Annotated in this window: 11 protein-coding genes; 6 read left to right on the forward strand and 5 right to left on the reverse strand. The window is 67.2% G+C overall.

Going from position 1 to position 12,865, the window contains the following annotated elements:
* Positions 1–2: 2 nt before the first annotated feature.
* The gene (locus tag M2339_RS00735; protein WP_264587825.1) at positions 3–1,952 is read right to left on the reverse strand and encodes a peptidylprolyl isomerase; all 1,950 of its coding nucleotides are present in this window, start codon (positions 1,950–1,952) and stop codon (positions 3–5) included.
* A 190-nt stretch (positions 1,953–2,142) separates the two neighbouring features.
* Here M2339_RS00735 and tpiA point away from each other — a divergent pair, with 190 nt between their 5' ends.
* The 6 genes from tpiA to M2339_RS00765 all read left to right on the forward strand — a co-directional run bounded on the left by tpiA (position 2,143) and on the right by M2339_RS00765 (position 7,310).
* Positions 2,143–2,892 (forward strand): triose-phosphate isomerase, encoded by a 750-nt coding sequence (gene tpiA, locus M2339_RS00740; protein ID WP_264587824.1) that lies wholly within the window; start codon positions 2,143–2,145, stop codon positions 2,890–2,892.
* 42 nt (positions 2,893–2,934) lie between these two features.
* Complete coding sequence (gene recO / locus M2339_RS00745; RefSeq protein WP_264587823.1) at positions 2,935–3,669, forward strand: DNA repair protein RecO; 735 nt, start codon at positions 2,935–2,937, stop codon at positions 3,667–3,669.
* A 97-nt stretch (positions 3,670–3,766) separates the two neighbouring features.
* Entirely contained in the window at positions 3,767–4,810 is a 1,044-nt protein-coding gene (leuB, locus tag M2339_RS00750) for a 3-isopropylmalate dehydrogenase (protein ID WP_264587822.1), read from the forward strand.
* 46 nt (positions 4,811–4,856) lie between these two features.
* Positions 4,857–6,062: an O-succinylhomoserine sulfhydrylase gene (gene metZ / locus M2339_RS00755; protein ID WP_181560584.1), complete on the forward strand. Its 1,206-nt coding sequence runs from the start codon at positions 4,857–4,859 to the stop codon at positions 6,060–6,062.
* Positions 6,063–6,120: 58 nt separating this feature from the next.
* Complete coding sequence (gene apaG / locus M2339_RS00760) at positions 6,121–6,519, forward strand: Co2+/Mg2+ efflux protein ApaG (protein WP_181560583.1); 399 nt, start codon at positions 6,121–6,123, stop codon at positions 6,517–6,519.
* The gene (locus tag M2339_RS00765; protein ID WP_264571256.1) at positions 6,516–7,310 is read left to right on the forward strand and encodes a LysR family transcriptional regulator; all 795 of its coding nucleotides are present in this window, start codon (positions 6,516–6,518) and stop codon (positions 7,308–7,310) included. The genes apaG and M2339_RS00765 overlap by 4 nt, the downstream gene beginning before the upstream one ends.
* Positions 7,311–7,584: 274 nt before the next feature.
* On the opposite strand, the gene M2339_RS00770 is transcribed toward M2339_RS00765, so the two are convergent.
* The 4 genes from M2339_RS00770 to era all read right to left on the reverse strand — a co-directional run bounded on the left by M2339_RS00770 (position 7,585) and on the right by era (position 12,825).
* Positions 7,585–9,381: a monovalent cation:proton antiporter-2 (CPA2) family protein gene (locus M2339_RS00770; protein WP_264587821.1), complete on the reverse strand. Its 1,797-nt coding sequence runs from the start codon at positions 9,379–9,381 to the stop codon at positions 7,585–7,587.
* 268 nt (positions 9,382–9,649) lie between these two features.
* Positions 9,650–10,549: a 3-keto-5-aminohexanoate cleavage protein gene (locus M2339_RS00775; RefSeq protein WP_264587820.1), complete on the reverse strand. Its 900-nt coding sequence runs from the start codon at positions 10,547–10,549 to the stop codon at positions 9,650–9,652.
* Between the two features lie 106 nt (positions 10,550–10,655).
* A complete protein-coding gene (locus M2339_RS00780) occupies positions 10,656–11,687 on the reverse strand; it encodes a helix-turn-helix transcriptional regulator (protein ID WP_264579715.1) in 1,032 nt (343 codons plus the stop codon).
* A 223-nt stretch (positions 11,688–11,910) separates the two neighbouring features.
* Positions 11,911–12,825: a GTPase Era gene (era, locus tag M2339_RS00785; RefSeq protein ID WP_264587819.1), complete on the reverse strand. Its 915-nt coding sequence runs from the start codon at positions 12,823–12,825 to the stop codon at positions 11,911–11,913.
* Between the last annotated feature and the right edge of the window lie 40 nt (positions 12,826–12,865).

Below are 12,865 nucleotides of genomic sequence, written 5' to 3' on the forward strand. Positions count from 1 at the left end.
CCTTATTCCGCGCTGCCGCCATAAGCGCGGCGCAGTTCCTGCTCCACAGCGGCCATGGCCGCTTCGCTGCGCTTGACGCCCAGCTCCTGCTGGATCGCCGTGACGAACTGCTGCGCATATTCCCCGCCCAGCACATTGCTGAGGCCGGCCGCGGTGGATTGCATCAGCTGCGGCACCTGCGTGGGATCGTTCTGCGTGATCTTGTCGAGCCGCACGACGATGAAACCCTGGTTATTCTCCAGCGGCACCATCTGCGTTCCACCCTGGCGGATGCTGAACAGCGCCTTGAGCGGCGGCGGAATCTGGCCGCCCTGCTGGTTGATGTCGGCGCGGCGCGCGGAGAGCGGCTGGCGCGGCGCGTCGGCGATGCCGAGCTTGGCGAGCAGCGGCCCCGGTTCGGTGCCCTTGCCCAGCTGCGCCGCGAGCTGCGTGGCGATTTCGCGCGCCTTGCCAACGCCCTGCGCCAGCTTCCAGGCCGCTTCCACGGCCGGCTTCACCTGCGCGAAGGGCGGCGGGCCGGCGGGCACCACTTCGGCCACGGTCAGGAGCGCGGCTTCCTCGTCGGGCTTCACCGGCACGATCTGCGCATCGTCATCCTGCCGCGCCGCGAAGCCGCCTTCGAGCAGCGCCTGCAGCGTCGCGTCCGGCTTGAACGCCGGGTCGCGCAGCGACTGGCCGTTGCGCACGATCAGCGGCGTCTCGACGATGGTGAGGTTGTGCTCCTTGGCGATGTCGGTCAGCGTCGCGCCGGCGCCCAGGCGGCCATCCATATCGTTCAGGAATTCGCTGAAGAGCTGGCGTTCCTTGATCTGGCGCACTTCGGCGGACAGCTCCTCGCGCGCTTCGGCCAGCGTCTTGCCCGGCACGTCACGCTGGGCTTCCACGCGCAGCACTGCCCAGCCCGCGGGCGAGCGGACCGGACCGACGATGCCCCCCTGCGCGGCGGCGAAGCCGGCCTTGGCGATCTCCGCATTCATCTGCGTGGCAAGCTGCTTTTCGTCCACGCCATCGACGCGCGAGGCGGCGAGGCCGAGGCTCTTGGCGACGTCCTGCAGCGACTGGCCGGCCTTCGCCTTGGCGGCGGCGTCCTTGGCGAGCGCTTCTGTCGCGAGGATCAGCTGGCTGAAATCGCGCGTCTTGCGGCCGGCGAACTGGCTCTGGCGGCTCTTGTAGAGATCGGCGATTTCCGCGTCGGTCGGCGTCGCCTGGGGCTCGAAGCGAGCGAGATTGACGAGCGCGTAGCGCAGCTGGCGCTGCTCGGGAATCGCGAACTGGCTGCCATGCTGCTTGTAATAATCCTGGAGTTGCGCCTCGGTCGGCGCGGTCTGCGGCGCGAACCTGGCGGCGGAAATCGCGAACATCTCGCCGGCGCGTTCCTCGATCAGCATCGCGGCATAAGGCGGCACCATGCTGGCCGGCGCCTTGGTGCCCACGCCCACCGGCTGGAGCAGCTGCTGCTGGATGATCTGCGCGGCAATATCGTCCCGCAGATCCTGCTCGGAGACGCGCTGCTGGGCGAGCATCTGGCGGAATACCGTCTCGCTGAAATTGCCGGTTGCGTCCGTGAAGGCGGAATTGCGGGCGATCTCCGCATCGATGAGCGCCTTGCTCACCCGCATCCCGTGCTTCTCGCCATAGGCAATCAGCGAGCGCGAGGAGATCAGCTCGTCGGCCACGCGCTTAAGGCCGCCTTGGGCCAGGAACTGGTCGATGGTCAGCGCCGGATTTTCCTGCCGCTGCCGCTCGAACACCATCTGCGTGCGGCTCTGCAACTCGGCGACGGTCAGCGGGCGGTCGCCGATCTTGGCGACGTCCGTCTTGGAGCTGCCGCCGAAACTGACGTTGTTGCCAGTGAGATCGCCCGCGATGAAGGCAAAGGCGATGATCGCGAGAAATCCGATTGCGAACAGGCCGCCAAATTTCGAACCGAGAAGACGACGGAAAATCTGCATGGGGTCTTTGTCCAGAAAGGCGGCGAAAGGCTGGGGGCTGCTTTAGGGCGGGCGTCCGACGGCATCAAGCCTTTGCGCGCTCGGCTGTCCATGGGGCTTCCGCAGCCATGCGGTGCCGGCTGGACAAAGCCGTCCTGCCCGTTCATCCGGGCCGCCAGATCATTGATCACCTGTGCAGGAGAGTGAAGCTATGACCGTCCGCCGCAAATTCGTCGCCGGCAACTGGAAGATGAACGGCCTCAAGGGGCAGCTTGGCGAGGTATCCGCCATTGCCGAGCTTGCCGCCGCCCGCAACGATATCGATGTGGCGCTCTATCTCCCGGCCACCCTCATCGCGGCCGCCGCGCCGCTTGGCGGCGCCGTGCTCATCGGCGCGCAGGATTGCCATCAGGAAGAGGCCGGGGCCTATACCGGCAATCTCTCGGCCGCCATGCTGGCCGAAGCTGGCGCGCGCGGCACGCTGGTCGGGCATAGCGAGCGGCGGCAATATCAGCAGGAGAGCAATGCCGATGTCGCCGCCAAGGCGCTCGCCGCGCACAAGGGCGGCCTCTCGGTCGTCCTGTGCGTGGGCGAGACGCTGGACACGCGTGAGCAGGGCGACGATGTGGCGCACGCCTTCGTGGCCGATCAGCTTGTCGCCTCGCTGCCCGAGGGCGCGGACCCGGAATGGCTGACCATCGCCTATGAGCCGGTCTGGGCGATCGGCACCGGCAAGGTTGCTACCCCGCCGCAAATCGCCGCCATGCACGCCGCGCTGCGCGCCGCGCTCGTCAAGGCGCTGGGCGCGGAGGCCGGCAATGCCATGCGCATCCTCTATGGCGGCTCGGTGAGCGGTGAGAACGCGGCGGACATCCTCCACACCGAGAATGTCGACGGCGCACTGGTCGGCGGGGCGAGCCTCACCGCCGCCAAGTTCGGGCCGATCATCGCCGCGGCCTGATCGGCATCGCTAAACCGGTCGCGAGCCGGTAGATAAGCGCCCATGTCCACGCTCGCCGCCACTGCCATCGTCTGCGCCGTTCGGGCGCATGGCGAGCATGGCGCGATCGTGAGGGCGCTCACAGCGGATGCGGGGCTGGTCGCGGGCTATGTGCAGGGCGGCCGCTCGAGCCGGATGCGCCCGGTGCTGCTGCCCGGCAATATCGTGCGCGGCACCTTCCGCGCCCGCACGGCCGATCAGCTCGCCAGCCTCTCGGTCGAGCTGGAGCACAGCCGGGGGCCGCTGCTGGCCGAGCCGCTGCCCGCCGCCGCCATCGACTGGGCCTGCGCCTTCACGGCGGTGACCTTGCCGGAGGGCCATCCCTATCCCGCGCTCTTCGCCGCGCTGGGCGCGGTGCTCGATGCGGTGGAAGCCGCGCCCGCCGCGCGTGGCTGGGCCGTTGCGCTGGTGCGTTACGAACTGCTGCTGCTCGCCGAGCTGGGCTTCGGGCTCGATCTGGCGGAGTGCGCGGTCACCGGTGCGCGCGAGGGGTTGGCCTATGTCAGTCCCCGCACCGGCCGCGCGGTGACGGCGGCAGCGGCGGGCACGCATCGCGACCGGTTGCTGCCCTTGCCAGCCTTTCTCACCGAAGGCGGCGAGGCGGGCTGGCCCGATATCCTCGCCGGTTTTGACCTGACCGGCCATTTCCTCGCCCAGTCGCTGTTCGATCCACGCCGGTCTGAGGTGCTGGCCGCACGCGAGCGGCTGATCGAGCGGCTCAAAAGAGCGGTTGCGTGACCCGGCCTGCTTGAGGCAATGGCTCAGCCCACATCCTCAGGGCCGGCGCGCCTGTCTCGCAGCCACCGCCCGTCTTCAGATTGAGAAAGGGAAACCCATGCTCGTTGCGATCCTGCCCGGAGACGGCATCGGCCCGGAAGTCACCGCGCAGGCCAAGCGTGTGATCGATGCGCTGGCGATCCCCGGCCTGACCTATGAGGAAGCGCCGGTCGGCGGCGCGGCCTATAAGGCGGAGGGTCATCCGCTGCCGCCGGCCACGCTCGATCTGGCGAAGCGCGCCGATGCGATCCTTTTCGGCGCGGTGGGCGATCCCGATTGCGATTCGCTCGAACGCGCCCTGCGGCCCGAGCAGGCCATTCTCGGCCTGCGCAAGGAGCTGACGCTCTTCTCCAACTTGCGCCCCGCAAAGATGTTCGCCGAGCTGGCCGATGCCTCCACGCTGCGCAAGGAAGTCGCCGAGAAGATCGACTTGCTGATCGTCCGCGAACTCAATGGTGACGTCTATTTCGGCGAGAAGGGCATCCGCAAGACCGCCGACGGCCTGCGCGAAGGCTATGACATCATGTCCTACAACGAGGCCGAGGTGCGCCGCATCGCCCACAGCGCCTTCCGCGCCGCGCAGGCGCGCAGGGGCAAGCTCTGCTCGGTGGACAAGGCCAATGTGCTGGAAACCAGCCAGCTGTGGCGCGACGTGGTGATCGAGGTTGCCGCCGAATATCCCGATGTCGAGCTCTCCCACATGTATGTCGACAATGCCGCCATGCAGCTCGTGCGCAATCCGGGGCAGTTCGATGTGATCGTGACCGGCAATCTGTTCGGTGACATTCTCTCCGATCAGGCGAGCATGTGCGTCGGCTCCATCGGCATGCTGGCCTCGGCCTCGCTCGATGCCAACGTCAAGGGGCTGTACGAGCCGATCCACGGCTCCGCGCCGGATATTGCCGGGCAGGGCAAGGCCAATCCGCTGGCGACGATCCTCTCCGCCGCGATGATGCTGCGCTTCTCGCTCGATCAGGCGCAGGCGGCCGATCGCATCGAGGCGGCCGTGGCCAAGGCGCTGGCCGGTGGTGCCCGCACTGCCGACCTTGGCGGCTCAATGAGCACGTCTGCCATGGGCGATGCTGTGCTCGCGGCGCTCTGACGCCATTGGATTGACCGGCCCCTGACAGGGTCTAGAAGGCAACGTCATGAAGAGACAAACCGGACAGGATCGTTCCCGCACCAGCCGCTGGCGGCCCGCGACACAGGCCGTGCGCGGCGGCACCTGGCGCTCCGAGCAGGGGGAGACGAGCGAGGCGCTCTTCCTCACCTCGGGCTATACCTATGACAGCGCGGAGGAAGTCGCCGCCCGCTTCGCCGGGGAAGCGACGGGGATGCAATATTCCCGCTTCCAGAACCCGACGGTGCAGATGCTGGAAGAGCGCATCGCGCTGATGGAAGGCGCCGAGGCGTGCAAGGTGCAGGCGAGCGGCATGGCGGCGATGACCAGCGCGTTGCTGTGCATGCTGAGCGCCGGCGATCATGTCGTCGCCGGGCGCGCGGCCTTCGGCTCGTGCCGCTGGATCCTCTCCAACGTGCTCAACCGCTTCGGCATCACGCACAGCGTCGTCGATGCGCGGGACAATGATGCGTGGGAAAAGGCGATCCAGCCCAACACGAAGGTGTTCTTCTTCGAGACACCGGCCAATCCCACGATGGATATCGTCGATCTGGAGCATGTCTGCGGCCTCGCGCGCGCCCATGGCATCACCACGGTGGTGGACAATGCCTTCGCGACGCCCGTCCTCCAGCGCCCGCTCGATTTCGGGGCCGATGTCGTCGCCTACAGCGCCACCAAGCTGATGGACGGGCAGGGCCGCGTGCTCGCCGGCGCCATTTGCGGCACGGATGCGTGGATCAACGGCGTCCTCTCGCCTTTCCAGCGCAATACCGGGCCGATCTGTTCGCCCTTCAACGCCTGGGTGGTGCTGAAGGGGCTGGAGACGCTGGACCTGCGTGCCCATCGCCAGTCCGAAAACGCGCTCAAGGTCGCGCGCTTCATGGAGCAGCGTGGCGTGGATGTGCTGTATCCCGGCCTGCCGAGCCATCCGCAGCACAATCTCGCGATGAAGCAGATGAGCGCCGCCGGGCCGATCTTCTCGTTCAACCTCGCTGATCGCGGGCAGGCCATGGCCCTGCTCAATGCGATGGAGCTGTGCGACATCTCCAACAACATCGGCGATTCCCGCACCCTGCTGTGCCATCCCGCCTCCACCACCCATAATAACATGGGGCCGGAGGGCCGCGCCGAGGCCGGCGTGGGCGAGGGCATGGTGCGCATCAATGTCGGGCTGGAAGACCCGGAAGACATCATCGCCGATCTGGATCAGGCATTGACCGCTGTCGGCCTTTGAGTAGGGTCGGTCTCGGGGCCAGGCAGGACACAGGACGGGTCGTAGCATGAATGCCTTGATGAACGCCCTTTTCGCCTATGCCGAGACGACGCATGACGTGACCGTGCGCGTGTCCGTGAACTTCCTCTCCGAGCAATCGGAGCCGGACATGGGCAAGTGGTTCTGGGCCTATCACATCCGCATCGAGAATGGCCGCAAGGCCCCGGTGCAGTTGCTCACGCGCCACTGGACCATCGCGGACGGACGCGGCGCGCTCTACAAGCGCGAGGGCAAGGGCGTCGTCGGCGAGGAGCCGGTGATTCATCCCGGCGCGGCCTATGATTATGTCTCCGGTTGTCCGCTCTCCACGCCGACCGGCTGGATGGAAGGCAGCTACCAGATGCTCGATGCCGGCGGCAGCCTGCTGGATGTGCGCATCCCCCGCTTCGCGCTGCAGGCGCCGGCGGTCTCGGGATGAAGCGGACCCATTTGCCGCTGAACGGCCTGCGCGTGTTCGACGCGGCAGCGCGGCATCTCTCCTTCACCCGCGCGGCGGATGAGCTAGCAGTGACCCCCGCCGCCGTCGGCCAGCAGATCCGCGCGCTGGAGGATATGCTCGGCGTCGTGCTGTTCCGTCGCACGCCCCGCGGGCTGGAATTGACGCCCGAAGCGGAGGCTGGCCTGCCCGCACTGCGCAGCGCCTTCCTGGAACTCGAGGAATCGGTCCGTGCCATGCAGGCCGGGCAGAGCAGCCAGCATCTCACCATCGCCGCCCCGCGCGATCTCACCGCCAAATGGCTGAGCGCACGCCTCGCCGCTTATGCGGCGCAGGAGCCAGGCGTGCAGTTCATGCTGGTGGCTGCCGACGATGCGCTCGATTTCACCGAGGCCAATCTCGATCTCGCTTTGCGCCTGACCGACGGTGCCGGCGAGCATGAGGGCGTCGCCCTCGGCGAGCCGCGCTTCGTCACGGTCGGCGCGCCCGATGGCGGCGGACTGGAGTCGCCCATCGCCTGGCCCGGCTGCCCGGTCGATGACGGCAAGGCCATCGTCCGCGTCGCCGACGCCGGCCTCGCCATCGATGCCGCAGCCAACGGCCTCGGCCGCGCCTGCGTACCCGCGCTGCTGGCGGCCGCGGACATCGCCGCCGGCCGCGTGGCCGCCCTTGGGGAACCGCGTAACGGCCCCGGCTACTGGCTTATCGCTCCGCTCCCGCAATGGCGGCAGAAGAAGGTGAAAGCCTTGGTGGCTGCGCTCAGCGAGGGCTGAGCCGAGCGGTTCTCGCGCCGACTACCCTCTCACCGTTCGCCCTGAGCGAAGTCGAAGGATGAAGCCGAGCGCAGCGAGGTTGGCTTCGCCTCCGCTCAGCAGGGCCCTTCGACTTCGCTCAGGGTGAACGGAAAAGGGAAGAGCGGGATTTACTCCCACCCCTACCCCCGTTCGTGTCGAGCGAAGTCGAGACACCATGCGCAGTTCTGGCGTGTCTCGACTTCGCTCGACACGAATGGAACGCGGGCATGATACTCCGGCCCGCCCAACCCCCCTAGCCGCCCTCAGCCCGCTGCGGCGGGAAGAAGGGCTCCGGCTCCGGGGTCACCATATTCCCACGCATGAGTGAACGCCCTGCCGTGATCCCCCCGACCAGTTGCAGCTCCACCCGCTGGGCATCGCGCTCGCGCACGTCCTCGATCGCCTCGCGAGCGTCGTCCTCGTCCACGCCAAGGTCGGTCAGCACCGCCTCGCTGAAGGCCAGCGCGGATTCGAACGTCTCGCGGATCTGATAGTCGACGCCCGCCTTGATCAGGCGCAGCGAATGGCCGCGGTCAAAGGCGCGCACATAGAGCTTGGCGAGCGGGAATTCGTGCCGGCACAGCTCGACGATCTTGTCGGCCACATCCGGCTTGTCGACGCAGACGAGGATCGCCTCGGCCCGCCCGGCGCCGGAGGCATGGAGCACGTCCAGCCGCGTGCCATCGCCATAATAGACCTTGAAGCCGAAATTGCCGGCCGCCTGGATCATCTCGACATCATTCTCGATCAGCGAGAGCTCGAAGCGCCGCGCGAGCAGCGCCTGGCTCGCCACCTGCGCGAAGCGGCCGAAGCCAATGCACAGGATGCGGCCGGTCAGGTCCTTGGCCTTGTCGACGCCGTCGAGCGAAACCGGCGCGTTGCGGCGCATCCGGCTCTGCACAATCAGCACCAGTGGCGTCAGCGCCATGGAAAGGATGACGATCGCGCTCATGATCGCCGCGATGCGCGCATCGAACAGGCCCACTGCCAGCGCGGCGCCATAGAGCACGAAAGCGAACTCGCCGCCCTGCGCGAACAGCGCTGCGCGGTGGCTCGCGGCGCTGTGGGCCGAGCCCATCAGCCGCGCGACGGTATAGATGCCGATCGCCTTGACGACCATGAAGGCGAGGACGCCGCCCAGCACCAGCTGCCACTCGCGCAGCACGGTCGAGAGATCGAGCGACATGCCCACGCTGATGAAGAACAGGCCGAGGAGGATGCCGCGAAACGGCTCGACATCGGCCTCCAACTCATGGCGATAGCTGGATTCGGAGAGCAGCACGCCAGCGAGGAAAGCGCCCATCGCCATGGACAGCCCGGCGGCATCGAGCAGCACGGCCGATCCCAGTACGATGAGCAACGCGGCGGCGGTCAGCACTTCCCGCGCCCCGGCCCGCGCGATCAGCCCGAACAGCGGATCGAGCAGCCAGCGCCCCGCCGCGATCAACGCCGCGAGCGCCGCCAGCGCCATGCCGATGCTTTGCCAGACGGGCGGCGCGTCCTCCACACCCACCGCGCCATGGAACGCCGCCCAGAAGGCGACGAGCGCGAGCAGCGGCACGATGGCGAGGTCTTCCAGCAGCAGGATCGAGATCGCCTTCTGGCCTTCCTCGGTGCCCGCGTCCCCAGCTTCGTTCAGTATCTGCATGATGACGGCGGTGGAAGAGAGGACAAAGCCCATCGCGCCGGCAGCCGCCACGGCCGCAGGCAGGCCGGTCGCCATGCCGAGCAGCGTCAGCAGCGCACCACATAGCAGCACCTGCGCCGCGCCAAGGCCGAAGATCTGCTTGCGCAGGTTCCACAGCTTGCGCGGCCGCATTTCGAGGCCGATGATGAAGAGGAACATCACCACGCCCAGTTCGGCGATATGCAGCAGTGCCTGCGGATCGTTGATGAGGCCCAAGCCGAAGGGGCCGATGGCGAGGCCGGCGGCGAGGTAGCCCAGCACCGATCCGAGGCCCAGCCGCCGGAACAGCGGCACCGCAATCACGCCGGCCCCCATCAGGATGATGGCCTGACCCAGCCCGAAACCCATCGATGCGTCCGCCATGCTGTCCGTCCCAATCCCCGGCAGCCGTCAGGCCGGCGCGGTCAGCGCGGACAATCGGGCGGCTCCATGCTCGATGAGGCAGATCTCAGCAGCCCGTCCGCCCGATCATCGACCGGGCAACCTTGGATGGTCAGTGCAGCAGAGTCAAACCGCTGCGCGTGCCCTTCTAAGCCCTTCCTTCAGGGGAGGGGTCGGGGTGGGGAGCAAGCTTGCACCTGTGCCTGCCGTCGAGGCAGCGGCACATCACTCGCTCCCCGACCGCCCGACTTCAGACCGCCTTCAATCCCAGCAACTCCCGCGACTCCGCCGCGCTCATCGGCTCGATGCCCATCTCGTTCATGATGCGCACCTGCCGCTCGATCAGCTGGAGATTGGTCGCCTTCACACCGCGCGAATAATAATGATTGTCCTCCAGCCCCACGCGCACATGGCCGCCGAGCAGCAGCGCCTGCGTGGTGGCGGGAAGCTGGGCCGGGCCGATGCCGGAGATGCACCAGATGGACTGCGGCGGCAGGCACTTCACCATGAAGTCGAGAATGTCGGTGCTGTAGGGCATCGCGCCCTGAAAGCCCTTGTCGCCGCCCAGCACGATGTTGATGTAGTAGGGCGGCTTGTCATAGCCCTTCTGGATCAGCCGCGTGACGTCCTGCAGGATGTGGTCGGGCGAGAAGACCTCCCACTCCGGCTTGATGCCCTTGTCGACCATCGCCTTGACCAGCGTCTCGCAGCGCGAGGGCGGGGTGATGACCAGCACGTCCTTGCCGCTGATCGTGTCGACCACGGTCACGCCGTCGAAGGTGCACATTTCCGCGCCGCCCTCGGTGCCCTTGAGGCGCTCCTCGAAGCTGTTCTCGAACATGCCGTCGGGCCGCTCGATGAGCATGTCGCCGCTGTTGCCGCCGCCCGTGGAGTTGTTGAGGATGATGTCGCACTTGGCGCGGATGCGATCGTTGATGTCGCGGTAGATGGCCGGGTTGCAGGTCGCCTCGTCGTCCGGGCGGCGCGCGTGGATGGCGGCGATCGAGGCGCCGGCCTTGTAGCAGGCATAGACGTCGTCGGCGATTTCCTGCGGCTGGGTGGGCAGCGCCGGGTTGGCGCTCTTGAAGGTGGTGCCCCCGGTGGGCGCAATGGTCACCATGCGGCGATCGCTCATATTTCCGGCGCTCATATTTCCGGCTCCTCTCGAAAAGTCTCGTGCTGCCGCTGCTGCCTGCTTGTCCTCCGCCGGTCAAGCCATGCGCGATGGTTGACGTTGATAAAGTCCGAAAAGCTGCTCAGCGGAGCAGGCGGTTGATCAGCGCGACCAGCTCGGCTTCCCGATTGGTGCCGGTCTTCTCGAACAGGCGCTTGATCTGGATGTTGACCGTGCCAAGGCTCGTGCCGCGCTGCAGGGCGATCATTTCGCGGGAGGTGCCTTCGGCCAGCAGCATGGCGATCTCGGTCTCGGCCCGCGTCAGGCCCATCATGCGCTGCAATGCCTGGCGCTCCATCGCGCCAATGTTGCCAGCCGCGCGTACAGTGACGAGCAGCCGCGGCTCGAAGCCGAGCGCGGCGGGCTTGGCCGGCAGGCGGAAGATTTCGCACAGGCGGCGCTGGGCAATAGGGCGCTGCTGGCCCAGCCAGACGCCGCAACTCGGCAGCGCCAGGTCGCCTGCCTGCAGCATCGCGCCGATCTGCATCCGCAGTTCGCGCGCTTCGGCGCTGTTGGGGGCGGTCAACCGCTCGTCGCGCAGCATGATCAGGTCTTCGGCGCGGAGCAGCGCCTCGCCGGCGCGGGTGGTGGCGCACACCCGGCCCAGCCCGTCGCACACGAAGGCGGCGGTGTTCATCGTGTCCAGCGATCCGGCGAGCAGCTTTGCGCCTTCGCCTTCCAGCGTGCGCTGCATCCGGACGGCGGACTGCATCAGCGGCGCGGCCTGCGTGAAAACGGCGCGATCAGCCTCGGTGGTGCGCCCATCCTGATAGGTGCGCAGAACGGCCAGTCCGACCATCACCTGCCCGTCATTGACGAGCACCACTTGGCAGCCATGTGGCATGTTGGCGTCATGCGTGAAGTCGTCATAGATGTCGGTGTTCTGCGCGGCCTTGATGGCATCATAATGATATTCGTGGCGCACATCGAGCGGACCGCTGGCAGCGGCGACCCGCCAATTCCCATGGGAATAATTGGCAACCTCGCTGTCAAACTGGCGGCAGAGACGCTCGTTCACCGGATCAGTGAGGAGGTTGAAGGCCAGCGTGGTCGGCGACCCAATACCCAGCAACTGGCCGGACAAGGACCGCGTCTCTCTGGCGAGCGCACGCAAGGCGTCCTCCCAGCCGCCCTCGGTGAGAGGCGCACTCAGGATAGCTTCGGTCAGACTGGGCAGCGCTCTTCCCAAAAGCGATCAATCCTCCCACCCCCGCGACCGAGCCTCCCGGCGTTCGGTAGCGACCTAAGCTCCATGAAAAAGCAGGGTCGTGGCGTCAACCACTGGTTTCGACGCGAGGAGCGGATTGATCCAATCCGGGATTGCGCGAGGGATGGGGTCAGTCCACCCAGTCGAGGCCGATGTCACGATAAACGTGGCGGTCCTCGTCCCAGCCTTCCTTCACCTTCACATGCAGGTAGAGGTGGACGGGCACGCCCAGCAGGCTCGACAGTTCGGCCCGGGCCTTGCTGCCGATCTCTTTCAGCCGCTGCCCGCCCTTGCCGAGAATGATGCCCCGCTGCGTGGCCCGCGCGACGAGGATCTGCTGGTGGATCTCCACCGACCCGTCGGCGCGCTCCTTATATTGCTCGGTCTCGACTGCGCTTTGATAGGGCAGCTCGTCGTGGAGCTGGTGATAGAGCTGCTCGCGGGTGATTTCGGAGGCGAGCAGGCGGTCCGTGGCATCAGAAACCTGATCCTCGGGAAAATGCCATGGCCCTTCCGGCACCGCGGCGGCCATGGCGGCCTTGAGGTCCACCAGCCCGTCTGCCGTGGTGGCGCTCACGAAGAAGGTCTCGGCGAACGCCACCCGCTCGTGCAGACGCTGGGTCAGCGTGAGCAGCTTGTCCTTGGCGGCGATGTCCACCTTGTTGACGATCAGCCATTTGGTTTCGCGCCGCTGGGCCAGTCCGTCGAGGATGGGCTCCATCTTGGGCCCAAGGCCGGCGCGGCCGTCGACGATGAGCGCGATCAGGTCGGCATCCTGCGCGCCGCCCCACGCGGCCTGCACCATGGCGCGGTCGAGCCGCCTGTCCGGCTGGAAGATGCCCGGCGTATCGACAAGGATGATCTGGGCGGGCCCCTCGATGGCGATGCCCATTACCCGCGTGCGGGTGGTCTGCGCCTTGGGGCTGGTGATCGCGATCTTCTGGCCGACCAAGGCATTGGTCAGCGTGGACTTGCCCGCATTCGGAGCCCCCACGACCGCGACGACGCCGCAGCGTTGATGGTCAGGCGATGGCGTTGAGGTCACTGGTCACTCCGTCGGGCGCATGGCGCGCGCTGGCTGAAAA

Origin of the sequence: Sphingobium sp. B2D3C, from assembly GCF_025961835.1 — a bacterium.
Taxonomy (GTDB): Bacteria; Pseudomonadota; Alphaproteobacteria; order Sphingomonadales; family Sphingomonadaceae; genus Sphingobium.